Source organism: Nodosilinea sp. LEGE 07298, assembly GCF_015207265.1.
Classification (GTDB): domain Bacteria; phylum Cyanobacteriota; class Cyanobacteriia; order Phormidesmidales; family Phormidesmidaceae; genus Nodosilinea.
This window is the reverse complement of record NZ_JADEXE010000016.1, coordinates 1-24,414: the sequence shown is the minus strand read 5'-3', so window position 1 is coordinate 24,414 and position 24,414 is coordinate 1. Positions and strand designations below refer to the sequence as shown.

Below are 24,414 nucleotides of genomic sequence, written 5' to 3'. Positions count from 1 at the left end.
CCAGTTTGACCTGGGCCAGAACTCTACACCGCTGCTTCTGGGAGACATTGACTATGCAAGCTCGCCGTATGGCTCGCGAGTTGGCCCTGCTGGGCCTCAGCCAGCTTTCTGAGAAGCCTGGCAAATTAGCCATGGGCGATTTTGAGAAGCTGCTGCTGACCGCGATTCAAACCCTGACTGCCGAAGCTAAAGACGCCCTTGAAACTGCCTCCGATGAGCTGAAGCGGGGCAACCAGCACCTAGTCGATAGCGGCACCCGCGCCAGCGATGTCGAAAAGGGGCGGGCTATGGTCGAAGATGCGATCGCCCTCACCCAGACCGCTATTAATCGGCTGGCCCATGCGGTCGAGTTGCCCGAGTTTATTCGCCTCAGCAACCAGTCTGAGATTGAAGCCTTTGCCCTGGAGCTGCTCAGCAACACCGCCAAGCACCAGCGCGACGTCGATACCGTCCTCGATGAAGCCATGGTGGCCTGGAACCTCAAGCGCCTAGCCCGCATCGATCGCGATATTTTGCGCCTGGCCGTGGTCGAAATGACCTACCTGGGCACCCCCGACCGGGTTGCTATCAACGAGGCGGTAGAGCTAGCCAAGCGCTACAGCGACGACGATGGCTATCGCTTTATCAACGGCGTACTGCGTCGCGTGGTCACCCGAGGTTTGGGGGACGAGGCAGCAAGCAGTGAGGCAACGGTGGATAGTCCAGTGGGCTAGGCCCCGCCCGTGGGGTAAGGCTGTCCCACGGGCAGATTGGCGACCCCTCTGGTTAGGCCCCGAGAACGATACGATTAAAAATAGTAACGACGTCCGCAAGGTAGCTCTGATATGGCTGGGTTCAACTGGTTTCAGCGCAGTTTTGATAAATCTGACAGCGCCGAGGCTGAGGCTAAAGCTCCCGATGCTCAAGCATCTGAGGCCAAAGCGCCTGGGGCTAAAGGAGCTGAAACCGAAAAGGAGTCTAGTCCCGCTAGCCCGCAGCTCTCGTCCGAAGACTACCTGAAGTGGGCCAAGGCCGCCTATCAAAACATTCAAAAGCAGCAGAGTGAAGCAAAGCCCGAGGAAAAGCCCGAAGAGCCATCGCCGGAACCGGCGGCAGCAGTAACTGACATTGACGCCACGGCTGCCGCCCCAGTCATAGAACCTGTAGCCGCAGCCGTGGTTGACCAGGCTGAGGCCAAACCTGCTGACCTTGTAGAAACCTCTGAGGACGAGGCGACTGGCAACGAGGCGATCGCAGCCACTCCAGCCCCCGCCGAACCGGCTGTAGCCGCCCCTGCTGAACCAGAAGTAGCTGAGGACGCGACCGGGGCCGAAGTGCCTGAGCCCGAGGCAACCATACCTGAGACGACAGCACCCGAGCCTGAACCCGCTGCCCCTCGTCCCTTCTGGGCTCAAGCCGAGGCAGAACGCCAGCAGCGCTTAGCCCAGCTTGAAGCGACTGCGATCGTAGAACCCGAGCCCGAGTCAGTCGTCGCTGCCGCTGCTCCGCCCGCACCCGTCCTGCTCGATATTGATCTCGACGAAGCGTTTCTCTGGTCGGCGGAAGTGCTGGCTGCCCAGGGCCGACGACCCGACGATATTTCGGCTGAAGAAATTACCTGGCTCAACAAGCTGCGCCAGGGGCTGAACAAAACCCGCCTCAGCCTGGTCAACCAGCTCAAGGCCATCGTCGGCCAGGGGCCGCTCAACGACGATGCGGTAATGGAAATTGAGGCCCTGCTGCTGCAGGCCGATGTTGGCGTTGCCGCCACCGACAAAGTAATCGAAGCGCTGCAAGCCCGCATGCGCGAGGAGGTGCTGCCGCCCGATCAGGCGATCGCCTACCTGAAATCCATTCTGCGGGACATGCTCGATGCTCCCCTGGGTGATGCCCACAACCTCACCTTTACCCCCGAAAAAGGCAGCTTCAACATCTGGCTAATGACCGGGGTTAACGGTGCGGGTAAAACCACGACCATCGGCAAGCTGGCCCATATCGCCAAAAAGTCGGGCTACAACACCCTGATTGCCGCCGCCGACACCTTCCGCGCCGCCGCTGTAGAACAGGTCAAAACCTGGGGTGCCCGCAGCGATGTCGATGTGATCGCTAACCCCGGCCAAAACACCGACCCGGCGGCGGTGGTTTACGATGCGATCGCCGCCTCCCAGTCCCGCCATATTGAGCTATTGCTGGTCGATACCGCCGGACGCCTGCAAAACAAAAAGAACCTTATGGACGAATTGGCCAAGATTCGCCGCATCGTTGACAAAAAAGCCCCTGACGCCCAGGTCGAAGCCCTGCTCGTGCTCGATGCCACTCTGGGCCAAAACGGTCTGCGCCAGGCCGAAGTCTTCGCCGAAGCCGCCAACCTCAGCGGCGTGGTGCTGACTAAACTCGACGGCACCGCCAAAGGCGGCGTGGCCCTAGCCGTGGTCGAGCAGCTCGGCCTGCCCATTCGCTTTATCGGCGCGGGCGAGGGCATCGAAGACCTGCGGCCCTTCTCCAGCTACGAGTTTGTCGAAGCCCTGCTGAGCGGTTGATACCAATCCCCATGCGGTCCATTTTTAACGGAGTTTTCAACGGAGTAATTACAGCTGGATTGGCTAACGTTTCCGTCGGCACTGTAGAGGTTTGCTCTCAAGAGTTTGGCATCCCGTCAGACACTACTTGCATGATAAGTAGCGTCTGACGCGTTTGTTTGTGAACGCGAACAGCTGCTTCTAGCGTTTCTCGGTCTAAAAATTCTGTCATAATAGACAGCAATTATTAAAATAAGTAACGTGAGGCCAGCTATTAAGGCCGATCGCCCCTGCCCTTGGCTGCAAAGTTGAGGGGTTTTTGTGCTTCTATATCGAGCTTAGACGTAGCGTTTCTCACTGGTGAGACCCCACCTCTGAGCTTGAGCCTGATTCAACTTCCCTGTAGCGGTTTCTATGGCTTTTTCTTCGATTACGCGTACCCTGCAACGCTCGGCTTTGATGGGCGAACTGCTGACCAAGCTCGACCAGCAGGGCAAGTTGGTACTCAACGGCGTGGCCCGATTGCCCAAGGGGTTAGTCTCTTCAGCGCTGGCTCAGGCCCAGCAGCGGCCTTTACTAGCCATTGCCGCCACCCTTGAAGAAGCCGGACGCTGGGCCACCCAGCTCGAAGCCATGGGCTGGGATACGGTGCACTTCTACCCCACCTCAGAAGCGTCGCCCTACGATCCCTTCGACCAGGAATCGGAAATGACCTGGGGCCAGCTTCAGGTTTTGGCAGACTTGCTGGCGCTGCGGGGAGAAGACTCTGCGGCGCGAAAATTGGCGATCGTCGCTACCGAACGTGCCCTGCAACCCCACCTGCCCCCGGTCTCAGCCCTAGAACCCTACTGCCTGCGGCTGGAGCTAAAGCAAGAGATCAACTTCAAAGCACTGGGTCAGCGGTTGGCTACCCTCGGCTATGAGCGAGTGACCGTAGTCGAGACCGAGGGCCAATGGGCGCAGCGGGGCGACATTATTGATGTGTATCCGGTGGCATCGGAGCTGCCTGTACGCCTGGAACTGTTTGGCGATGAGCTAGAGCGGCTGCGGGAATTTGACCCAGCAACCCAGCGATCGCTCGATGCGATCGACCACCTGGTGCTCACCCCTACCCAGTACGGTCCAGTGATTATTGAGCACCTGCGCGAGCAGGGCAAGCTCGATGGGTTACTGTCTGAGGCGGCCCAGGAAGGCTTAGCCAGCGGCATTCTGCCAGAAGGCACCCGCCGCTGGCTGGGGCTGGCGTTCTCGCAACCGGCCTCTCTGCTGGACTATCTGCCGGAGAACAGCTTGATTGCAGTGGATGAGGTCGATCAGTGTCAAGCCCACAGTGATCGCTGGCTAGAGCATGTCGAAGACCACTGGCAGGAGGTCAACAGCGCCAGCCCGGCAGAGGGAGAATTGGCTGTTCAGCTCCCCAAAATCCATCGTTCTTTCCTCGATGCTCTGAGCGATGCCGACATTTTTCCCCGCATCGACCTATCAGAAATCGCTGAGGCCAACAATGGTCTAAACCTGGCCAGCCGCCCGGTGCAGGCTATTCCGCACCAGTTTGGCAAGCTGGCGGAGACGATTCGCAAAGAGTGCGATCGCAAGTATTCCGTCTGGCTGGCCTCGGCTCAGCCCTCGCGCTCGGTGGCGCTGCTGCAAGAGCACGACTGTCCGGCCCAGTTCATTCCCAACCCCAGGGATTTCAATGCGATCGACAAACTGCACACCCAGCACGTACCCGTTGCAGTGAAGTACTCAGGCTTAGCGGAGCTGGAGGGCTTTGTGCTGCCCACCTTCCGCATTGTGGTCGTTACCGATCGCGAATTTTTTGGTCAGCACACCCTGGCAACCGGCGGCTACGTGCGCAAGCGCCGCCGCGCCGCCTCCAAGCAGGTCGACCCCAACAAAATGAAGCCGGGGGATTTTGTCGTTCACCGCAGCCACGGCATCGGCAAATTTATCAAGCTGGAAAGCCTGGTGCTCAACTACGAAACCCGCGACTACCTGGTAATTCAGTACGCTGACGGGCTGCTGCGGGTAGCCGCCGACCAGGTGGGTTCGCTTTCCCGCTACCGAGCCGCCAGCGGTCAGGCCCCAGTGCTGAACAAAATGACCAGCACCGCCTGGGAAAAAACCAAGGGTCGGGCCAAAAAAGCGATCCAAAAAGTGGCGGTGGACCTGCTCAAGCTTTACGCCCAGCGGGCCAAAATGGAGGGCTTTTCCTACCCTGCCGACATGCCCTGGCAGCAGGAGCTGGAAGACTCTTTTCCCTACCAGCCTACCCCCGACCAGCTCAAGGCCGTGCAGGATGTCAAGCGCGACATGGAGAGCGATCGCCCCATGGATCGCCTGGTCTGCGGCGACGTCGGCTTTGGCAAAACCGAAGTGGCGCTGCGGGCTATTTTCAAAGCCGTCACCGCTGGTCAACAGGTGGCCCTGCTGGCCCCCACCACCATTCTCACCCAGCAGCACTACCACACGCTCAAAGAGCGCTTTGCCCCTTACCCCATCCAGGTGGGGCTGCTCAACCGCTTTCGCACTCAGCAGGAGAAAAAAGACATTCTGCAACGGCTAAAAACGGGTGAACTGGACGTTGTGGTGGGTACCCACCAGCTGCTCGGCAAAGGCGTCACCTTTAAGGGCCTGGGCCTGCTGGTGGTAGACGAGGAGCAGCGCTTTGGTGTCAACCAAAAAGAGCGGATCAAATCGCTCAAAACCCAAGTGGATGTGCTCACCCTCAGCGCTACCCCGATTCCGCGTACCCTCTACATGGCCCTCTCCGGCGTGCGCGAAATGAGCCTAATTACCACGCCGCCGCCGTCGCGCCGACCGATCAAAACCCACCTATCGCCTATGGATCCCGAAGCGATCCGCACCGCCATTCGCCAGGAGCTTGACCGGGGTGGCCAGGTGTTTTACGTGGTGCCCAGGGTCGAGGGCATTGAAGAAACCTCCGCCAAAATTCGCGAAATGGTGCCCACGGCGAGGATCGCGATCGCCCACGGCCAGATGGACGAAGGCGAACTGGAATCGACCATGCTCACCTTCAGCAATGGCGACGCCGAAGTGCTGCTCTGCACCACCATCATCGAATCAGGCCTCGATATTCCCCGCGTCAACACGATTTTGATCGAAGACGCTCACCGCTTTGGCCTCTCCCAGCTCTACCAACTCCGGGGCAGAGTAGGTCGGGCAGGCATTCAGGCCCACGCCTGGCTGTTTTACCCCAAAAAATCGCTCACCGACAAAGCCCGCCAGCGCCTGCGGGCCATTCAGGAATTTACCCAACTCGGCTCCGGCTATCAGCTGGCCATGCGCGACATGGAAATTCGCGGCGTCGGCAACCTGCTGGGAGCCGAGCAGTCGGGGCAGATGGATGCGATCGGCTTCGACCTCTACATGGACATGCTCGAAGAAGAAATCGCCGAAATTCGCGGTCAGGATATTCCCAAGGTCGAAGACACCCAGGTCGATCTCAACGTCACCGCCTTTGTGCCCAACGACTACATCCCCGACCTGGAGCAGAAGATGGGGGCCTACCGATCGCTAGCCTCAGCCAGCAGCAAGATAGAACTCGTGCAAATTGCGGCCGATTTAAGCGATCGCTACGGCCCTATCCCCCACGCCACCGAGCAGCTGGTGCGCATGCTCGAACTTAAGCTAGTGGCCAAAGCGGCAGGCTTCTCGCGCATCAAGCCCGAGGGCAAGCAGCACGTGGTGATGGAAACCCCCATGGAAGAACCCGCCTGGAAGAAGATCAGCGAAAAGCTGCCCAGCCACCTGAAGTCGCGCTTTGTTTACAGCGGCGGCAAGGTGGTGGTGCGCGGTCTGGGCGTGCTGAAGCCCGAAAAGCAGCTGGAGAGTCTGACCGAGTGGCTGGGGTATTTGCAGGGTGCGATCGCAGAACCGCTGGCTAGCTAAACTAAAGGAGTCCTACGATGAAATTTGAGTGGGATCCAGCTAAAGCAGATAGCAATCTCAGAAAGCATGGTGTTAGCTTTGAGGAAGCTCAAACTGTCTTTGCCAACTCTCTGGCCGTCATCTTTGATGATCCAGCTCATTCAATGGATGAGCAGCGTGAGATTATCATTGGCCATTCCCAGCAGAATCGGCTGTTGCTAGTTGCCTTCACTGAGCGATCTGGCAAGATTCGAGTCATTAGCGCCCGTTTAACCACCCGACCAGAGCGTGAGGATTATGAACGAAATGCCCTCTGACCCTATATCCAGTCCTGAAGATGATTTACAGCCTGAATATCGGTTTGACTACCAAAAAGCAAAGCCCAATCGTTTTGCAGCTCGCAATCAGGCTGAGAACCTGAGGGTTGTTGTTTTAGATGATGATGTGGCTCGGGTGTTCACGACTCCTGAATCGGTTAATAAAGCCCTAAGAGCCCTTATTGAGGCAATTCCGCAGTCATAGTTCTGGTTGGCTAGGGAGTCGGCAATATGCAGTTGCGCTTTGTCTACAGCGGCGGCAAAGTGGTGCGCAGCCTGGGCATTCTCAAGCCCGAAAATTTGACCGAGTGGCTGGGGTATTTGCAGGGTGCGATCGCAGAGCCAGTGCTGGGGTAGAGACAAAACAATCCAGACTCCAGAGTTTTTGAAAAACTCTGGGGTCTTCTCCTCGGGATGCTCACCTGGTAAAAGCAATACCCTTTAAGGAGCTGTAAAGAAACAAGTTCACGCTTTGATACCGAAAGCCCGTCCCACGTGGAATAGAAGCATTTCAGAACCATGAGCTTAATTTTTTACAGGCCCTAAGGTTCCCCCACGGCGATCGCCTCCGCCTGGTAGCTGACTTCCTCAACTTTCTAATTCATACCAAGCATAAAGCCCAACCTCAGGTCACTGAATCTGTCGACTTCCGCCCCCCATCGAGTGGTTCTCTACTCAGCCATACCGAAACTTGAGAAGGCTCAGACTTTGAAGATTACCTAGAAACCGTTTATGAAACCCGCTCTCAAATCCAGGCTTAGGTACCGAACTGTTGGGTTTACCAGGGGAAACTCTTTTCCAGAGATCGCTTTAGGGGCTGACGGCGGCGCAGTGATCGTTATTGATGTCTCCATTGGCCATACGGGTGTTGCAAAACAGCGCGTTGCTGAAGTCGGTGCGGGCCAGATTTGCGCCCAGTAGGTCGGCATTGGTAAAGTTAGTGCCGTTGACCGAGGCATCTCGAATCAGGGTCTCTCGCAGGTCAGCTCCGGTAAAGTCGGCCCCGTCTAGCTGTGCGCCAATGAGATTGGCGCGGTAAAACTTGCCATCGGTTAGGGTGGTGCGGCTCAGGTTAGCCGACAAAAAGCCGGCCTGGTTAAATACGGCCCCGTCTAGGCGACTGTCGCTGAGATTGCTGTTGGCCCAGTTGCTGTCGCGGGCCTCGGCATTCTCCATATTGATGTTGACGGCATTGACCCTGACCAGGCGGCTGCCCGTGAGGGTGACCTCGCGTAGATTAGCCCCAGCCAGGTCAGACTCTGATAGATCGGACTGGCTGATGACGGCCTGGCTGAGATTGGCCTGGCGCAGATCGGTCTGGGTCATCTGGGCGCGGGGTAGGCGGGTTTGGCGTAGGTTAGCCCGCGCCAGGTTGGCCCCAGTCAGGTCAGCGTCTTCTAAATTAGCTCCGGCCAGCACCCTGTCGCTGAGGTCGCAGCCCACGCAGTTGTGGGTAATTAGAAACTGCCGCAGCTGATCGCTGGCGGCGACGGGCGCAGCTGCCAACCCTAGCAGGGCCGCCAGGGCGATCGCCCGCTGGGGCCAAACCCTAGCCAGCCCAGGCTTTTGAGGCCAACTATCCAAATGTTTCGTTATGCCGTGCGCCATCCCAATATCATCCCTCAAAAAATAGGCCCAAAAGCTAGAGTCAAGTCGATAGATTGCTTCTACAATGTGTCAGCATCTTTGCCTTCAGCGAGGGTTTGAGTCAATTAAGGCTGGCTCTTACCATTCTGACAGTCTAGATTCTACAGCTCGCTCTCGGTAGTTCGACTTCATGGCATCTACACCGGCCTCTTCGCCTTTGAGTTCGCGTCGGCAGCGACCTAAACCGAGCCGTCAGGTTAACCCGTGGGAGTGGTTTTGGCTGACGCTATGGGTAGTACTGCTGGCGGGGTCGGGGATATTTTGCGGCTGGGCGCTGATGTGGCTGACCCGCATTCCGCCCCTGCCCGACTGCGACCAGATTACGCCCTTTCACTCAGAAAGCGACCTGCTGTACTGCGCTGAAGCCCAAGCCCGCACGGGCGAGCCCAACAGCCTGGTGCAGTCGGTGCTGCTGACCGCTAACTGGCCCAAGACCCACTCGCAGTATGACGAGTCGCAGGAGGTTTTGGAGAATGCCTCGGAGCAGATTTTGGTGCTAGCCAACCGCTGGGCTCAGGCGGGCAAGCTCGATGATGCGATCGCGCTGGCGGAAAAAATTCCCCTCGATACGCCCCTGCGCAAGTCGGCCCAGGCGGTCATTTTTGAATGGCGACAAGACTGGGAACAGGGCCGGGCGATCGAAGCCAAGCTTAAACCAGCGCTGGCCGCTAGCGATTGGGCGCTGGCCAAAACCCACCTGCAGGAGTTTAAATCCCTCAAGAGTGACTACTGGCTGACCGCACGCTATGTATTTTGGCAGCAGCAGTTTCTAGTTGAGCAGCAGGCATGGAATCAGCTGTTGCAGGCCCGTACCCTGGCGAGCACTAACCAAATTGAGAATTTGCGCCAGGCGGTGGTGCTGGCGCGCGGCATCGACTTGCGCAGCCAGGTGTGGCAGGCCGCCGAACGGGATATCGACGCCTGGAGTAAGACCGTGCTGGATGTGGCCCTACAGCGCTGGCAGGTGGGCGATCGCGCCGGTGCCCTGGAGCTAGCCAGCGTGGTGCCCCCCAGCCCTGACCTACTGCCCGCCGCCCAAGATCTGCTGGCCCTGAGCCATGCACAGACGCTGGCCCAACAGGCCGCGCCTGAGGGTGTAGCGCCGCGCTACGGCCACATGTTTGGGCTGATGGCCGCCATTAGTGCCGTCAATCAGCTCCCGGCGAACAGTCCTTATGCGGCGGCTGAACTATCGTCAACAGACCAGTGGAGCGAGCAGATTACCGATTTGAGACGGCTAAAGTTTAGTGATATGGTGGCTCGCTTGGGCCAGCGCACCACCTACGAGTGGGCCATACACCAGGCCCAGATGGTGAAGGTTGACCGCCCCAGGCGGATTCAGGGGCAGACCCTGGTGGCCCAGTGGCAGGCCAACCTGCAGCGGATTGCCGACCGGCCCATTTTGGCGGAGGCCCGCAGTTTGGCCAAACCCGGCACGATTGCCGCCCTCGAAACCGCGATCGCCAAGGCGTCAGAGGTCGAACTGGGTCGCGCCCTGCGGGTAGAGGCCCAAACCCTGGTGGCCCAGTGGCAGCAGGAAATTCAGGTAATCGAAGACCGGCCCATTCTCGATGCGGCGGTGGCCCTGGCCGAGCAAGATCAGCTCAAAGAGGCGATCGCCGAAGCGAACAAAATTGAGCCCGGTCGTGCCCTCCACAGCCGCGCCCAGGGGCTGGTGCAGGAGTGGACAGCCTCGATTCAAATTGCCGAAGACAAGCCGATTTTGGATGAGGCTAAGGATCTGGCCTACGGCGGCAGCCTGACGGCGGCGATCAATTTGGCCGGGCAAATTGGGCCGGGTCGGGCGCTCTACAACGAGGCCAGAAATGCGATCGCCCTCTGGAAAGCCGAGCGCGCCTACATCTGGTCGATTTGGGAGGCCGAGGGCCGCCCGGTGCCCGGTGGGGACAGTTCCTCAACGACCGAGTCAGAATGACGATCGCTCCCCTGCGCCTGATGCTGGTAGACGAAGACCCCGTATTTCGGCTGGGTCTACGCATTTGGCTGGAGCAAACCGCCGGGTACAGCATCGTAGCCGAGGCCACCCGAGCCGACGATGCCCTGGCTATTTTGGCTAGCCGCGCCGCGCAGGCGACTAGTGGCGAGGCCATTTCCGAATGGGCCGATACCCAGGCCACCCCAGCCGATCGCCCTCGCCCCGACCTCGACCTGGTAATTGTTGACCTGGGGCTGGGAGCCGGACAACCCGACCAGCTGCCGGGCCTGCGCCTCTGTGCCGATATCAAAGCTCGCTACCCCGCCCTGCCCGTGCTGGTGCTCAGCGCCCAGGCTGAGCCAGTGCTAGAGGCCGCCGCCCGCCAAATGGGGGCGGATGGGTTTGGGGCTCGCAGTATGGCCGTCGCCGATCTGGGCGACCTGATTCAGCAGCTGGCAGGGCCAAGACTCAACCGCCAACCGGCTGGGGAAAGACTGCGCCCTGAGCCAGTGCGATCGCCTGCGGTATCGATGCGAGAGGTGCCTCTGCCTAACCTCAACCCAGCGCCCAGTGCCCTCACCAACCTGCGACTCAGCCTGCGACGATCGTCGGTGCAGCAAATTGAGGCGGTTATGGCCGCGATCGAAGCCGAGCAGCGGCGGGGGCGGGGGTCGCTGCTGAACGAGGCGGTACTGGCCGGGCGCTACCGAGAGCTGCGGGCCGCTCGCTGGCTGATGTGCAGACTGTTCGCCACCCCCAACCTGGCTGACTTAGAGCCAGCCGTGGCCTCGCGTCGCCCTGAGCGAGGGCTAGGGCCAAACTCGGAGGAGATGCTCCCCAGCGTAGATCGACGCATGCCCTCGATTCCACCCCGTTCGATGTCACCGCGTTCGATGTCACAGGAGGGTGTGGCTGGCTCGCCAGAATCGGCCCTAACCGTTGCGACCGCCGAGCGCCTCACCCTCAGCCAGGGCGATCTGGCGAGCCTGGTGTTTGAGCGGGTGTTTAACCAGCTCCAGGGGCTACTCGACAACACCAGCGGGGTACCCCTCGAAACCGATATTTTGCGTAACGACAAAAAGCGAGAGCTGTTTTACCTGGTGCTGCGCAAGGTCGAAGACAGCCTCGACAACCTGCGCCAGGCCGGAGTACTGCCGGGCCAGCTCAGCGAAAAAAGCCCCCTGGTGCTGCAAGACCTGTGGCAGGCCGCCATCACCGACTTTTTTGGCCGCTACTACACTCTCCAGGTCGGTAACCTGGAGCAACCCGTGGTGCCTACGCTGCTGGTCGAGGCCCCGGTGGTGCAGGCCGCCATTCTCGATCGCATTCCCCTGGTGCCCGATCTGCTGGGCCACCTGCTGTTTAACGAATCGCTGGTGGTGGACGGCGGCCTCTACGAGGCCACCAGCCCTGAGGCGATGGCCCGCAGTCAGGCCTTGCTAGAGCACCTGCTGATTCAGCTGGCCAATGCCGTCGTACAGCCGGTGCTCAACCACTTTGCCGATGTGGAACTGCTGAAGAAAAACCTCTACCACCGTCGCCTGATGACCAGTCGCGACATTGAGCGCTTTCGCAATGATCTGTCCTGGCGCTATCGCTGGGACGGGTTGATTAACGAACCCAGGGCCATTTTTGAGAGCCAGTACCGCCTGTTTGGCTTTACCGAGCGCGGCATTCAATCTGAGACCGTGTACTCGCCCCGACGCGACGAGCTAGAGCAGCTGTCGGGGTTACAGCGGGCGGTCACGCTGGCGGTAGAGGCCCGCGATGCGATCGCGCCCCGATTTCGCTCAGCGGTATCGCTGGTGGGCAGCGGCATCGTCTACGTGCTCACCGACGTGATTGGGCGCGGCATTGGCCTGATTGGGCGAGGGATTTTGCGCGGCGTGGGCGGGGCCTGGCGCGACCCCCGCTATCGCCGCGACAGCCAGGATGGCAACCTGCGAGACTAGCTCCTGGCGAGCGATCGCGACCTTAGCCAATGTTTTATCAATGCAACTTCAATGGGCCGGGGCAGCAATCGCCGCCAAGGTTCATCCATAATTCGCTTTTTTTGGGACAATCAGCAGGTAAGAAATACTCGCTAGGGCCTGAGGGGCACCCAGAGAACTGGCCAGGTGGCCCCAGGGCTAATTTTGGCCTGGCTGTCACAGTGCTCTACGGCTGTTCGCGGCTCAGGGTTATCGTTGGTCTGTTGGCCTTTTTACCTACCCACAAGGAGTTGACCCCCGCCTATGAAGTTGAACCTGGCGCTGTTTGCTGAGCCTATTCTGGCGATCGCCAGGCGGCTGCTTTGGTTGAGCACCTGGTTATTGTGGATACCGATGGCGGTGTACATTGTCGCCCTTAACCACAACCACAGCCTGGGGATATTGCAGGGGGCACTGCTGATCGTTTCCCTAATTGGTCTAGTGGTGATTAATGCCGAAACCGCCGTGGTGATCTATAGCTGCCGCCGATCTAACCCCTGGTTTAACCGAGGTCTGCTGCAGCGATTGGGTCGGTTGGGGCGCTCTCGTCGTCGTCCGGCGGCGCTGGCGCAGACCTCCCGAGCCCCGGCGCTACTGCCCACCCAGGTCTCGGTACCCACCATCTCGGAACCCAACACCTCAGTGCCCTTTGTCTCGATCATTGTGGCGGCCTACCTGCCCAACGAGCAAGACATTATCGAAGACACCCTGCTCCACTGGCTGACTCGGGTAACGCCACCGGCCCAGGGGTGGGAAATTATTTTGGCCTACAACAGCCCGGTTCGACTGCCGGTAGAAGCCCGGTTACAGCACCTGGCCCGACGCTACCCGGCCCTGGTGCTGCTGCCTGTCGCTAACAGCCGCTCTAAAGCTGAAAACCTGAATGCCGCCTTACAGACGGCCACCGGAGAAATGACCGGCATTTTTGACGCTGACCACCACCCGGCGGCAGACTGCCTCAGCCGAGCCTGGGCCTGGCTCTATCAGGGGCGCTACGACATGGTGCAGGGGCGCAATATTATTCGCAATGCCCAAGATTGCTGGCTAACCCAGCTGATTGCGGTGGAGTTTGAGTGCATTTATGGCATCAGCCACTACGGGCGATCGCTGCTGGCCGATACCGCCCTGTTTGGCGGCTCCAATGGCTACTGGCGCACCGCCGCCCTGCGCCACTTGGGCTTTCACCCCACCCGCCTAACCGAGGATATTGATGTTACAGTGCGGAGCCTGCTGGAGGGCGCTCGCCTGGTGCACGACCCGGCCATTGTCACCACCGAGCTAGCCCCCGACAATCTGCGCGGGCTGTGGCTACAGCGCCAGCGATGGAGCCAGGGCTGGCTAGAGATCGCAGGCCTACACCTGGGGCCGGTGCTGCGATCGCCCCACCTAGACACCGCCCAAAAGCCCTACTGGGTGCTCATGCTGCTCTTTAGCCAGGGCTTTTATCCGCTGGTGTGGCAGGTAGTGCCCATGTTGCTCAGCATTCACCTCAGCCGCAGCACGCGCGATCTCAACTTTGAGAACCTCAACCTGTTGCTGATGGGGCTACTCACGCTCAGCGTTGTGCTACAGGTAGCGGTAGCAATGGGGCTGCGCCCAGCAGCCTCCACCTATACTCGCCGCCATGGAGTGCTCTACTGCCTGCTGTCGCCCATTTACTTTTGGCTGAAGGCGCTCATTGGCATGGTAGCCGTGGTCAACCATTTCTCCGGCAGTCGGGTCTGGCATGTAACGGCCCGCACCAAACGCAAGCCCAACCGGTGGATGGTAGCCCTGCGAGGGGTGAAGTAAACGTTCCCTGAGCGAAGTCGATGGGACGGCCATTTGCAGAGCACATCCGAATTACATAACCCCGATCCAAACAGGAGGCTCGCGCAGGGGCAAACGGTGTTTGCCCAGCCCAGTCGGGGGTAGCCAAAGCGGATTCAGGATCAGGCATTCTGCCTGACCGTGGGCAGCCGAGACGGCTATCCCACGTTATTGAATCCCTGATTCTAGGTCCGCTTGACGAAGCTCATGATCAGCGAAATCACGAAAATGGCTAGGAAGATATAGAACAAAATTTGGGCAATACCGGCGGCTGTACCTGCTACACCACCAAACCCAAAGAAAGCGGCGATTAAAGCGACAACCAGAAAAATGATCGCGTAGCGTAACATGGAGATTCTCCTAAGGGGGAAGGGCGACTGAACGAGATTGGCTGTCGAGCCAACGAAACGATTATCAAGATTTGAATCCACTGGCGCATCTGCCCGTTGGTCATAGGCACCGTCTTCCCTAGGACAGAATTTTCTTTGCCTGGGTATATAGCCAGAGTCACCTGGGTTAGGACATCCATAAAGCCTGAGAACGTTCAAACGTTTGAACGTTCTCAGGGAAACAGTCCTTACTAGACTGGCTACAGCTATATCGTTGGATTGATAGCTGATACCAAAACCGAATCGCACAACCCCGATTCCAAATTAGGAGGCTTGCGCAGGGGCAAACGGTGTTTGCCTAGCCCAACGGGGGGTAGCCAAGGCGGATTTGGTATGCGATGACGTTAACCAGTACCAGTCAGCCCTAGCTTTGAGCTACCGAGACTGAAAGATGTTTTGCACCATCTGGCGATCGCTCGTTTGCCCGGCCCGATCCAGTTCTTCCACTTCGCTGGTGTCGAGCCGCCAGCCTAGGGCACCGATATTCTGCTCCGCCTGGGCCAGGGTTTTTGCCCCTGGAATCGGAATGGTGCCTTTGCAAACACACCAGTTGAGGGCAACCTGAGCCGAGGTTTTTTGGCGGTGGGTGGCGATCGCAGCCACCGTGTCTAACAAGGGCTGAATCTTCGGCAGCAGCTGGCGAAACAGAAATCCTCGAATCCCCGTTGGGTATGGCCCCTGGGCCGAATATTTACCTGTCAGTAAGCCCAATGCCAAGGGGCTGTATGCAATCAGCCGAATGCCCAGCTCGTCGCAGAGATCCTTCAGGCCCAGCTCGGTCACGGGGTAGGTCGACAGCAGTGAATACTGCACTTGCAGCGTGGCAATGCTCAGCCCCCGATCCTGAAATCGCTGCTGAGCCAGCCGCAGCCGTTTGGGGCCAAAGTTTGACAGACCAATTGCCCTAGCCTGGCCCTGCTCCACCAAATCCATCAGCCCGTCGAGAAAGGGGGCTTCCTGCCAGGGCAGATAGTTGGCCGTCGACCAGTGCATCTGCACCAGATCGATCGGCTGGCCCAACCGCTGGGCTGAGGCGGCTCCAGCCTTCACCACCGAACCAACTGTCAGCCGCCAGGGGTAGGCGGCCAGCTTGGTAGCCAAACAGAGGGATTCTCGATACGGCCCCTGGTAGTCTTTCGCAAACTGCCCCAGCAATGCCTCACTGCGCCCGTTTAATCGCCCGGTGCCGTAGGAGTCGCCGCTGTCGAACAGTGTCACCCCGTGGCTGAGGCAGTGGTTAAACACCTGTTGCAGGTCGGCATCCATACTCGGGTCGTAGCCCCACAGCAGCTGGTTGCCCCAGGCCCAGGTGCCGCAGCCCATCTCGGGCAGGGTGAGGGGCAGCGGGGTATCTAGGGTAGGGGCGGTCATAGGTCGGCCAACAGAAAAGGATCTTTCCTATTATTCCAGGCCGGGTAGCCCCGATAGCCGTTCGACCACCGGGGCTGGCAGCTCGCGCACCAGATGCAGCCGAAAGGGGTCGGCGCTAACGGCCTCAATATAGTGCGATCGCAAGAAGGGTCGATACGCCTCTTGCTGGGCCAGGTACACCTGGCTAAACGCTACCACCAGCGACTTATTTACCCCACGAGTGGCGGCCAGCGCTTCGTCAATGCCCTGCTCAAAGGCATCGTCGAGGTACAAAAAGCGGCTAGCCAGCTTGGTAAAGTCGGGGCCGTGGGAGGTATTTTCGCCCAAGTACAGGTAGCGATCGCGGCCCTGTAGCCAGCTAAAGGCGGCCACCTGCTGCGGCACCACCGGAGCCAGCAGATCGACTTCGCCGCCAAACAGCATCACCGGCACCGCCACCTGGGCCATCCCCTGGGGGCCAAACAGATTAGTTACCGGGGCAAAAGCCATCACGAGCTGAACGCGATCGTCCTTCGTGCCCTGGGCAAAGCGTGCCATTACTGCCGTATCGGTGCGCAGTTCTAGGGCTCGGCACTCTAGCACCATAGCGGCATCGAGCAGCAGGTTGGCGGCGGGGTCGCAGCGCTGGGCCAGGCGATCGAAATCAATGATGGCTCCGCCTGCGGCCAGAGCGGTATAGCCGCCAAAGGAGTGGCCAACCACCGCCACCCGCTCCACATTCAGCCGATTCTCAAAGCGGCTGGCATTGAGCCGCTCCAGCTCGTCGAGCAAAAAGCTCACATCCAAAGGCCGGTCTAAAAAGTCGCGGGCCTTAAAGGTTTCGCGATCGAGCCCGGTGAGCATGGCATTCTTTTGGCTGCTGTTGCTGCCCACGTGCTCGGGTAGCGCCACCGCAAGCCCGTGGGAGGCGGCATGGGTCGCCAAATCAAAAAAGGTGGTGCGGCTGTCGCCCAGGCCGTGGGAGATCACAACGATGGGGATGGGGCCGGGCACAGCCGCCAGATTTTGGGGCAAAAATACGTCAGCAGCGTAGGTGCGACCTCGGTTGGCGTCTGTCAGCATGAGCGACACCCGGCGGCTGCCGTAGGGGCCAGGCTGGGTTAAGTCGGGCAGGGCAGCTAGATCGAGCGCCGGGGGCTGGGCCGCCTCGGCTTCAGACTGCTGTTTAACGGCCTCGACAATCGAGCGGGTAGCTACCGCCTCGGCCCGCACTTGGCCAGCGATGGTCATACCCTGGGCGATATCTAGCCGCAGTCTGCTGGTGGGGAAGTGGCGAATAATATCGAGCAGCGAAATGTCGCCATCCTCAGCCGCCGCCGCCACGATCGCCGCCCGCAGCGCCTGCCCGCCGTTTAGCCCCGCCTCGGTCTGGGCCAGCTGGCCCAAAAATTGCAGACTGCGATCGCCCATCGGGCTGTTAAACCACTGAGAAATCGGCACCACATTCACCGCTCGGCTGCGGCTCAGGGCAGAGCGCAACCCCTGCTGCTGGGTCAGGTCGAGCCGCCGCAAAAAGGGAGCCAGCTGGCGGTCAACGGTGCCCGTTTCGGCAAAGGTGGTCAGCGACTCGACTGGTATTGAGCGGCTAAAGGGGCCAAACTCTAGCTCTACGCTGTCTGCGGCCCGCAGCGGTAGGGCGGTGGCCAAGGCCGCCCCCAGGCCTAGGGCAAGGGCAGAGAATAGCCTCAGCGATCGGTAGCGGAGCAGCATAGGGCAGCAAAGAGCAGGCAGGGTACGCCTGCATTTTCCCCCACAACTGTCTGGATATTATATGAACTGTTGGCTGGCCGCTGGGGTTGCCCTGGAGGTTTGAGCCGGGCATTAAGTTTGCCGCTGCCAACTGCCGCGAATGAGTTTGCGGCAAACATGGTCAAATGGCCCGGCAAACTATCAATGGAGAGCGAATTATCTTTAACTGGCCTACCGCAGTGCCGATCTTTTAGCCTGCAATGCCAAACTGCTGTGCCACATTGGCGATCTGCTGTGCCACATTGGCGATCTGAGGGTGCAGATCATTAAACTGCTGTGCCACATTGGCGATCTGCTGTGCCACATTGCCAAACTGTTGTGCCAGTTTAACGATCGCAGGGTGCAACATGCCAAACTGCTGTGCCAGTTTAACGATCGCAGGGTGCAACATGCCAAACTGCTGTGCCAGTTTGGCGATCGCAGGGCGCAGATTAAGAATGGGGGCGATAAGGTACCAGGTTCTTGTTGTTGCCGCCCAAACCAGGCTATTGGCAAAGGAACCCGGTACCTGTGATCAAGAGACTTACTCAATCAGTACCGTTTTGGTAAGAATAGCCATCCACGTCTCGGCTCCGCTCGACGCTGGCATCTCGACTCCGCTCGATGACCGCGTCTCGACACCAGGCGGCGCGGGGATGGGGTCGCTCCAGTCGTTGGGGTCGGCGTAGCCGAGAGCGTGGAGGATCTTGATGGTGCGATCGATGGCGGCCAAACTGCCGTAGAGCATGTGGCGCACCCGCTCTGGGCGAGGCTGAGGGGTGCTGCGCGAAGACGGCGGAAGATTAGATGCCCCGCTGGCATCGGGTTCGAGATATTCAAACATCGCTTCTGTCTCCAGTTGTGGGTTAGGAAGACAGAACGCGAAAACCCTAGCCACCCACGCTTGAATTGCAAACTGAGGGGGCTAGGGTACGATGGACCTTAGCCTCGCAATCTGCCGGTCAGACTTGCGGGGTTAGCTGTCTGTTGGTGTTCCACCACCTTCAGACAGCGCCAAAATTTTCGAGTTCTGCGTAACCACCGCTCTGCTGAACGGCTTAATGGATGATGATAGTGCTGCTAGCGATCGCCGTCAACCGTAGGGTGAAAAGCAGGCATGAAGGGAGTTCGAGAAATTTTTGCTGACTTGAGAGGACAGTTATACTAAAGTCCTCCGTCTAATACCCCTATAGGAATGATTGGGTGGAAAGTTTTCCTCTAATTTCGAGTTGGGCGGCGGAAACCTAGGCGTCACACAAACCCCTATGTGGACCGAAATCGAGGTGGAGCTATGACTACCCCAAATCAAACCAACCCCCTATCCGACTTCCTCCCCGACTTGCCCAACTATGACCCCGAACCCGCCGACGGCGTGCGCGTGGGCGAAAGCCCCGTACCTGGCCTGACTCTGAAGCGCATCCTGCGTGGGCATACAGGTAGCATTAACCGCATCGCATGGTCGCCGGATGGCCGTTTCCTGGCCTCGCCGTCTTATGATAAAACCATCCGCATCTGGGACGTCGCCCGTGGAAAATGTACAGCTGTACTTGAGGGGCATGAAGATAAGGTCAATAGCGTGGCGTGGTCGCCGGATGGGCGCAGACTAGCTTCAGGTTCTGATGATAAGACTATCCGCATCTGGGATGCTGAGGCTTTGGGAAACCTGATTGTGTTTGAGGGACACCAAGAAGGAATCCAAAACGTGGTGTGGTCGCCGGATGGGGAAAAACTAGCCTTAAGGGGGCGTGACGAGTGCATCTACTACTTAGACTTTGTTTCAAATAGGTTGGTATCATCAGGTCAATTAGGCATTACGAGTAGCTACGGCATGGTATGGTCACCCGACAGCAAAAGCCTTGCCTTAGGTTCTTATAAAGGAGTCCATTTATATGATGAGGCAACTCAGAAAAGTCATCGGCTTGGTGCAGCCATTGAGACGGTAAGTAATGTTGCTTGGGCATCATCTAGGCCATTATTAGCAGCGTCTGGATTTTCTCGAACAATTGCTGTTTGGAATACTGAGACTTCACAATTGATACAGTTCCTCGAAGGTCATACTGAAAGTATCAACGCAATTTCTTTCTCTAAAAACGATTTCTTGTTTGTTTCTAAGTCACGTGACAAGACTGTTCGTATTTGGCGTACCGATACTTGGTCAACTTTGGCAGCTTTCGAGGAAACTCATGACAGTAGTCACGGAGGTCTAGCTTTTCATCCTGCTTTCCACATCCTCGCCACCCTCGGCGAAAAGGACACTGTCATACGCATCTGGGATATTGATCCAGAAGTTCTGCTAGGCCAAACAACCACTGAGTCTGTACGCTATACCTCCGCCCTTAGTGGTGCAGAAAACTTTTTTGAGTCTCATGATGGATGACCTGAACGGTTAAATCAGCGCCTGAAACCCATTGCCCTCGTTCGTTTACCCGATAAACCTCAATATCGCCATCTCGGTGAGAATCCTTAATTTATAGGGGTTTCAGGAGTTTTCTGCACCACTAAGTACCTCCGCCAAACTCGTCCTGGTCGGCGACTCGGGTGTGGGCAAGACTGGTTTGGGCTGGCGGCTGGCCCATGGTCAGTTCAAAGAGCACGCCTCTACTCACGGTCAGCAGTTTTGGGTGGTTGATGATCTTGGTACCACTCGTGCCGACGGCACCAAGTGCGAGGCTGTGCTATGGGATTTAGCCGGGCAACACGTCTACCGCCCTATCCACGCCATCTTCCTGGACGAAGTTGATGCCTCGCTGGTTCTCTTTGACCCCACCAACCGGCAAGATCCGCTCAAAGGGGCAGAGTTCTGGCTGGAGCAGTTGAAAGGCAAAGGTCAACTACCGCCTAGCGTACTAGTCGGGGCTCGCATGGATCGCGGTGGTTCAACCGTCTCCCAAGAGTTTTTGCAGCAGTTTTGCCAGCGCTACGGCATTAGCGGTGGCTACATCAGCACCAGCGCTAAAGGCGGCGACGGCGTAGAGCAACTGCTGGCTACCCTCAAAGACCAAATACCCTGGGATGAGATGACCACAACGGTCACGACCCGCACCTTTAAACGCATCAAAGAGCATGTGCTTTCCCTCAAAGAGCAACTGGCGCTTGAGGAAGAAAGCGGACCTCAAAATCTTCTGGTCAATCCAGCTGAGCTGCGCCGTCAGTTACAAGCCTCCGACACCGACTGGCAGTTCAGCGATGCCGAAATGATGACAGCCGTCGGCCATCTGGCAACCCACGGCTTCGTGAGTATCTTAAAAAGCTCATCGGGCGATCAATATATTTTGCTCATGCCTGCTTTGCTGGTTGATCTAGTCTCGTCGATTGTTTTGCTGGCGGATAAACACCCGCGCGAACTGGGCGCGGTCGACGAAACGGAACTACTGCAGGGGCACTACGCCTTTGACGAACTCGTCAACCTGGATGAGGCAGAGCAACACATCCTGCTCGATGCGGCGGTGCAGCGTTTTTTAGAACACAACGTCTGTTTCCGCGAGACCTTTGACAGCGACACCGTGCTCATTTTCCCCGGACTGATCAAGCAACGGCGTCCCCTGGATGACGACTTCCCGGCAACTGATGACGTCTCTTACGTGGTTCGCGGCCGCATCGAGAACCTCTACTCGATGCTGGTGGTGCTGCTGGGCTATACCCCCAGCTTTGCTCGCATCAACCAGTGGCAAAACCAGGCCCAGTACGAAATGGGGCAGGCCGAAATTTGCGGCTTTCGTATGGTTGAAGATCGCGAAGGCGAGATCGAACTGATTCTCTATTACAGCGAGCAGATGCCTCGTCGCGGACGAGAGGAGTTTCAGGCCTTGTTCGAACGCTTTTTGTACCTGCGCGATGTCGAAGTAACGCGCTATCCGCCAGTGATATGTCCAGAAGAACACCGCTTAGAACGTGCCACAGTCGTCAGCCGCGTCCGCGAGGGCAAAACCTTCGCCTTCTGTGCCGAATGTGGAGCCAAGGTCGATCTGCCCGAGCTTGACAAGCCCGGCATCGGCATTGAGGCAATCGGGTGGCTCCAGCGCGAAGAATCGGTAGCACGTCTGCGCAGCACGTATGAAGCGCATCTGGTGCGTGTCAAAGGCTATCGGCGTGGGTGGGCCGCACCCCGTTGTTATCTTAGCCACGCTCCCGAACAAACGCGCGATGCAGAAAGAATCAAACATGACTTGCAGGACGCAGGTATCTTAATTATCGAAACAACCACGCAGGTAGGAGCGGATGACTATGTTGTGGTGCTGGATACATCTGCCTATCAGCACGTCTATCGCCACCCCACCTCGGCATTTGAAGCAGACGTCAATCTCGTCAAAGCGCGGCTAGGCAACAACAAACGTCGTTTGATTGCCCTCACCCTAGAAAGCAAAGCTGGTGCGCCATCCCCACACAATCTGCAGGGTTGCAGCCCTGGTAATTTCTGCGATGACACCCATTACCGGGTCAGCCTGTTTAATTTGGTGCTAAACCTGTACGCCATTCCCTTTGACCACGCCGGTTTCGCCCCGCTGCGCGAATCTTTGCACCAGCACTGGGAGCAAATGCCAATTAGGACAGTGGAGAGTACCCCGGAAAGTAGAAAACGCTTTGACATTGCGCTCTCTTTCCCAGGTGAGCACCGGCAATTTGTCAAAACTGTAGCTGACACATTGGCGGCGAAGATGGGCCGCCGTGAACGTGTGTTCTACGATGCCTATTACGAAGCAGAGCTGGCCCGCCCTAATTTGGATACTTATTTGCAGAATATCTACCATAAACAAGCCGAACTGGTGGTGGTGTTTATCTGCACTGAATACGAACAGAAGGAATGGTGTGGCTTGGAATGGCGAGCGGTGCGAGACCTGCTGAAGCAGAAAAAGAGTGCCGAGATTATGCTGGTGCGCCTAAATGATGCTGACATTTCAGGCCTGTTTTCTATTGATGGTTATGTCAACGCCGAGGGGCGTGAGCCGGTAGAGGTTGCCGATCTAATTATGCAGCGGCTTGGACAGCTTTGATTAAATGGTTCCAAGAGCGATTGCAGTGCGATCGCAGATCTCCTGTAGGTTAGGTTGACGAAGGAAGCCCAACTTCTCTAATATTTTTCTTGCCCAACAACCTAACCCTAAGCGCACAAATTCCTTCACTCACCATGCGCGATCGCCGCGTCTAACCCCCAGCAGCCATCTACTTATTCACCGTTGTCACCTACAATCGGCAACCTCTATCCATGGATATATCCACAATTGTTCCGATTTTTATTGCGCTAATCGCCATCCTTATAGTCGGCATCCTCATATTTACAATAATAAAAGCAATAGCGAAATGGCAGCACAATAATACGCAACCCGTTTTATCTATGGCATCTCGTGTTGTTACCAAGCGAACACGAGTGAGTGGACATGCTCCACCCGATCGCGTTCGTACTACATCAACATGTTATTACTGCACCTTCGAGGATGAACGTGGTCAGCGACACGAGTTTCGTATTTCTGGTAAAGAGTACGGCCAGCTTGTTGAGGGAGACCAAGGCACATTGACCTATCAAGGAACTCGGTACCGTGGATTTCAGCGGCAAATGAGGTAAGTAGCGCGATCGCAGATCTCCTGTAGGTTGATTTGACGGATGAAAACCTGTTGCCTAAGCTGCCAAATCGTTTAAGCGATCTTTTGCCAAACTCAATTCACGTTCACGATGTAGACCTGAAAGCAACGAGCGATCCAACCATCTGAGATTTTGCGAAGAACAATAACTGCATCAGCAAATGCTAAGGAGAGTTATGTCTCAGCCTTACGGGAAGAAAATAACCGCAATTTCGGCTATTAGCGGTGCACTCTTTTTGCTAATTGGCACAATTTTGCATCCAATGAGTGCTGATCCTAATGTGCCATTGGCCGCTTTTACAGAATACGCCGCAGATCGCAACTGGGTAGCCAGTCATTTGATGCAGCTCCTTGGTGTTGCATTAATTGTCGTTGCACTCATACTCCTTGCCCAAAAGTTAGCAAAAGGACCGGCCCATGTTGCAGCAGTTTTGGGCGCAGTTGGCGCAGTAGTCGGTTTAGCTGTGGCAGCAGGACTACAAGCGGTTGATGGCATAGCGCTTAAAGCAATGGTAACAGCCTGGAGCAACGCGCCAGAACCAGAAAAAGAGATGCTTTTCTACTCAGCGTTTGCGGTTAGGCAAATCGAGATAGGTTTTGCGAGTATTATGAGCTTGCTCTTTGGCATTACGGTGACCATATACGGAGTAGCATTGTTGATAGACTCAGCTTTTCCAAAATGGTTGGGCTTTTTTGCAATTTTGGGGGGTGTGCCGACTGCGATCGCAGGTATTGTAATGGCCTATACAGGATTCTCTGGGTTGGCAATGGCGCTTAACATGCCCTCTAGCTCCTTACTACTTTTCTGGATGATTGTGCTAGGAGTCTATATATGGAGAAAGCCTGCACTTTAGTTCGAGAAGTAAGGAATGACCAAGTGCGATCGCTGAAACTTTTTCTATAACTTGCCCGAGATGTCCCTTTGCCTATCTGGGGCGGCTCCGCAAACGACTCCGCTCAGGGGACGGTTACTAAAGCAATTAAAAGCTAATCAATAAGTGGGTGAGCTGGTTCAAATGTAGGATGGGTTAGCGATAGCGTAACCCATGCGGGCGTTGGGTCTCGTGCCTCAAACCAACCTAAGTAGGGAGTTTGAATTAAACGTAAGATGGGAGGGTTAACTAGAAAGCCCCCTTATGCCCGCCCCATTGCGTATCATTTTGACCGAGGAGGAAGACCGTACCTTAAGTGAACTGCGGCAAGCTCAGACAGTTCCTTATCGGACCCGTGACCGTGCGCATATGCTGCGCTTGAATGCTCAAGGGCTGAACGTGCCTGCTA

At 57.4% G+C, this 24,414-nt stretch carries 20 protein-coding genes and 1 pseudogene; 15 read left to right on the top strand and 6 right to left on the bottom strand.

What is annotated here, in order from left to right:
- The first annotated feature begins 53 nt into the window (after positions 1-53).
- From nusB to IQ273_RS34310, 6 genes are all read left to right on the top strand, one after another.
- Positions 54-713 carry a transcription antitermination factor NusB gene (nusB, locus tag IQ273_RS03970; RefSeq protein WP_194021877.1) on the top strand — a complete coding sequence of 220 codons (660 nt, stop codon included), beginning with the start codon at positions 54-56 and terminating at the stop codon, positions 711-713.
- A gap of 111 nt (positions 714-824) precedes the next feature.
- A complete protein-coding gene (gene ftsY, locus IQ273_RS03965) occupies positions 825-2,519 on the top strand; it encodes a signal recognition particle-docking protein FtsY (RefSeq protein WP_194021876.1) in 1,695 nt (564 codons plus the stop codon).
- 393 nt (positions 2,520-2,912) lie between these two features.
- Positions 2,913-6,410, top strand: a complete 3,498-nt coding sequence (mfd, locus tag IQ273_RS03960; RefSeq protein ID WP_194021875.1) for a transcription-repair coupling factor — start codon at positions 2,913-2,915, stop codon at positions 6,408-6,410.
- A 17-nt stretch (positions 6,411-6,427) separates the two neighbouring features.
- Positions 6,428-6,706 carry a BrnT family toxin gene (locus IQ273_RS03955; protein WP_194021874.1) on the top strand — a complete coding sequence of 93 codons (279 nt, stop codon included), beginning with the start codon at positions 6,428-6,430 and terminating at the stop codon, positions 6,704-6,706.
- Entirely contained in the window at positions 6,687-6,911 is a 225-nt protein-coding gene (locus tag IQ273_RS03950) for a hypothetical protein (protein ID WP_194021873.1), read from the top strand. Before IQ273_RS03955 ends, IQ273_RS03950 begins: the two co-directional genes overlap by 20 nt.
- Before the next feature lie 26 nt (positions 6,912-6,937).
- Complete coding sequence (locus tag IQ273_RS34310; protein WP_255534362.1) at positions 6,938-7,063, top strand: hypothetical protein; 126 nt, start codon at positions 6,938-6,940, stop codon at positions 7,061-7,063.
- A 453-nt stretch (positions 7,064-7,516) separates the two neighbouring features.
- Here IQ273_RS34310 and IQ273_RS03945 read toward each other — a convergent pair whose 3' ends face one another.
- The gene (locus IQ273_RS03945; protein ID WP_194021872.1) at positions 7,517-8,290 is read right to left on the bottom strand and encodes a pentapeptide repeat-containing protein; all 774 of its coding nucleotides are present in this window, start codon (positions 8,288-8,290) and stop codon (positions 7,517-7,519) included.
- A gap of 193 nt (positions 8,291-8,483) precedes the next feature.
- Between IQ273_RS03945 and IQ273_RS03940 the strand changes: the two genes are divergently transcribed.
- The 3 genes from IQ273_RS03940 to IQ273_RS03930 all read left to right on the top strand — a co-directional run bounded on the left by IQ273_RS03940 (position 8,484) and on the right by IQ273_RS03930 (position 14,050).
- Positions 8,484-10,289 carry a hypothetical protein gene (locus IQ273_RS03940; protein WP_194021871.1) on the top strand — a complete coding sequence of 602 codons (1,806 nt, stop codon included), beginning with the start codon at positions 8,484-8,486 and terminating at the stop codon, positions 10,287-10,289.
- Positions 10,286-12,241, top strand: a complete 1,956-nt coding sequence (locus IQ273_RS03935; protein WP_194021870.1) for a DUF3685 domain-containing protein — start codon at positions 10,286-10,288, stop codon at positions 12,239-12,241. The genes IQ273_RS03940 and IQ273_RS03935 overlap by 4 nt, the downstream gene beginning before the upstream one ends.
- A gap of 282 nt (positions 12,242-12,523) precedes the next feature.
- On the top strand, positions 12,524-14,050 hold the full coding sequence (locus IQ273_RS03930; RefSeq protein WP_194021869.1) for a glycosyltransferase family 2 protein: 1,527 nt from the start codon (positions 12,524-12,526) through the stop codon (positions 14,048-14,050).
- A gap of 203 nt (positions 14,051-14,253) precedes the next feature.
- On the opposite strand, the gene IQ273_RS03925 is transcribed toward IQ273_RS03930, so the two are convergent.
- The 5 genes from IQ273_RS03925 to IQ273_RS03905 all read right to left on the bottom strand — a co-directional run bounded on the left by IQ273_RS03925 (position 14,254) and on the right by IQ273_RS03905 (position 18,400).
- Positions 14,254-14,418: a DUF1328 domain-containing protein gene (locus IQ273_RS03925; protein WP_194021868.1), complete on the bottom strand. Its 165-nt coding sequence runs from the start codon at positions 14,416-14,418 to the stop codon at positions 14,254-14,256.
- 414 nt (positions 14,419-14,832) lie between these two features.
- The gene (locus tag IQ273_RS03920; protein WP_194021867.1) at positions 14,833-15,828 is read right to left on the bottom strand and encodes an aldo/keto reductase; all 996 of its coding nucleotides are present in this window, start codon (positions 15,826-15,828) and stop codon (positions 14,833-14,835) included.
- Between the two features lie 30 nt (positions 15,829-15,858).
- A complete protein-coding gene (locus IQ273_RS03915) occupies positions 15,859-17,538 on the bottom strand; it encodes an alpha/beta hydrolase (protein WP_194021866.1) in 1,680 nt (559 codons plus the stop codon).
- A gap of 229 nt (positions 17,539-17,767) precedes the next feature.
- Entirely contained in the window at positions 17,768-17,968 is a 201-nt protein-coding gene (locus tag IQ273_RS03910; RefSeq protein ID WP_194021865.1) for a hypothetical protein, read from the bottom strand.
- Positions 17,969-18,100: 132 nt separating this feature from the next.
- The gene (locus IQ273_RS03905) at positions 18,101-18,400 is read right to left on the bottom strand and encodes a hypothetical protein (RefSeq protein WP_194021864.1); all 300 of its coding nucleotides are present in this window, start codon (positions 18,398-18,400) and stop codon (positions 18,101-18,103) included.
- A 447-nt stretch (positions 18,401-18,847) separates the two neighbouring features.
- Here IQ273_RS03905 and IQ273_RS03900 point away from each other — a divergent pair, with 447 nt between their 5' ends.
- From IQ273_RS03900 to IQ273_RS03885, 6 genes and pseudogenes are all read left to right on the top strand, one after another.
- A complete protein-coding gene (locus IQ273_RS03900; RefSeq protein WP_194021863.1) occupies positions 18,848-19,933 on the top strand; it encodes a WD40 repeat domain-containing protein in 1,086 nt (361 codons plus the stop codon).
- Between the two features lie 142 nt (positions 19,934-20,075).
- A pseudogene (locus IQ273_RS34305) lies at positions 20,076-20,549 on the top strand (Rab family GTPase); the annotation flags it as partial.
- A 24-nt stretch (positions 20,550-20,573) separates the two neighbouring features.
- Positions 20,574-22,547: a TIR domain-containing protein gene (locus tag IQ273_RS35310; RefSeq protein ID WP_313898014.1), complete on the top strand. Its 1,974-nt coding sequence runs from the start codon at positions 20,574-20,576 to the stop codon at positions 22,545-22,547.
- Positions 22,548-22,759: 212 nt separating this feature from the next.
- Positions 22,760-23,116: a DUF2500 domain-containing protein gene (locus IQ273_RS35655; protein WP_194021861.1), complete on the top strand. Its 357-nt coding sequence runs from the start codon at positions 22,760-22,762 to the stop codon at positions 23,114-23,116.
- Positions 23,117-23,148: 32 nt separating this feature from the next.
- Positions 23,149-23,262 (top strand): hypothetical protein, encoded by a 114-nt coding sequence (locus IQ273_RS35650; protein ID WP_397196986.1) that lies wholly within the window; start codon positions 23,149-23,151, stop codon positions 23,260-23,262.
- 47 nt (positions 23,263-23,309) lie between these two features.
- A complete protein-coding gene (locus tag IQ273_RS03885; protein ID WP_194021860.1) occupies positions 23,310-23,987 on the top strand; it encodes a DUF4386 family protein in 678 nt (225 codons plus the stop codon).
- The last annotated feature ends 427 nt before the right edge of the window (positions 23,988-24,414 follow it).

What these genes read in the sequence shown, in the direction of transcription:
- nusB (WP_194021877.1), top strand. Translation starts at nt 54, where the DNA reads ATGCAAGCTCGCCGTATGGCTCGCGAGTTGGCCCTGCTGGGCCTCAGC.
- ftsY (WP_194021876.1), top strand. Translation starts at nt 825, where the DNA reads ATGGCTGGGTTCAACTGGTTTCAGCGCAGTTTTGATAAATCTGACAGC.
- mfd (WP_194021875.1), top strand. Translation starts at nt 2,913, where the DNA reads ATGGCTTTTTCTTCGATTACGCGTACCCTGCAACGCTCGGCTTTGATG.
- IQ273_RS03955 (WP_194021874.1), top strand. Translation starts at nt 6,428, where the DNA reads ATGAAATTTGAGTGGGATCCAGCTAAAGCAGATAGCAATCTCAGAAAG.
- IQ273_RS03950 (WP_194021873.1), top strand. Translation starts at nt 6,687, where the DNA reads ATGAACGAAATGCCCTCTGACCCTATATCCAGTCCTGAAGATGATTTA.
- IQ273_RS34310 (WP_255534362.1), top strand. Translation starts at nt 6,938, where the DNA reads ATGCAGTTGCGCTTTGTCTACAGCGGCGGCAAAGTGGTGCGCAGCCTG.
- IQ273_RS03940 (WP_194021871.1), top strand. Translation starts at nt 8,484, where the DNA reads ATGGCATCTACACCGGCCTCTTCGCCTTTGAGTTCGCGTCGGCAGCGA.
- IQ273_RS03935 (WP_194021870.1), top strand. Translation starts at nt 10,286, where the DNA reads ATGACGATCGCTCCCCTGCGCCTGATGCTGGTAGACGAAGACCCCGTA.
- IQ273_RS03930 (WP_194021869.1), top strand. Translation starts at nt 12,524, where the DNA reads ATGAAGTTGAACCTGGCGCTGTTTGCTGAGCCTATTCTGGCGATCGCC.
- IQ273_RS03925 (WP_194021868.1), bottom strand. Translation starts at nt 14,418, where the DNA reads ATGTTACGCTACGCGATCATTTTTCTGGTTGTCGCTTTAATCGCCGCT.
- IQ273_RS03920 (WP_194021867.1), bottom strand. Translation starts at nt 15,828, where the DNA reads ATGACCGCCCCTACCCTAGATACCCCGCTGCCCCTCACCCTGCCCGAG.
- IQ273_RS03915 (WP_194021866.1), bottom strand. Translation starts at nt 17,538, where the DNA reads ATGCTGCTCCGCTACCGATCGCTGAGGCTATTCTCTGCCCTTGCCCTA.
- IQ273_RS03910 (WP_194021865.1), bottom strand. Translation starts at nt 17,968, where the DNA reads ATGTTGCACCCTGCGATCGTTAAACTGGCACAGCAGTTTGGCATGTTG.
- IQ273_RS03905 (WP_194021864.1), bottom strand. Translation starts at nt 18,400, where the DNA reads ATGTTTGAATATCTCGAACCCGATGCCAGCGGGGCATCTAATCTTCCG.
- IQ273_RS03900 (WP_194021863.1), top strand. Translation starts at nt 18,848, where the DNA reads ATGACTACCCCAAATCAAACCAACCCCCTATCCGACTTCCTCCCCGAC.
- IQ273_RS35310 (WP_313898014.1), top strand. Translation starts at nt 20,574, where the DNA reads ATGACCACAACGGTCACGACCCGCACCTTTAAACGCATCAAAGAGCAT.
- IQ273_RS35655 (WP_194021861.1), top strand. Translation starts at nt 22,760, where the DNA reads ATGGATATATCCACAATTGTTCCGATTTTTATTGCGCTAATCGCCATC.
- IQ273_RS03885 (WP_194021860.1), top strand. Translation starts at nt 23,310, where the DNA reads ATGTCTCAGCCTTACGGGAAGAAAATAACCGCAATTTCGGCTATTAGC.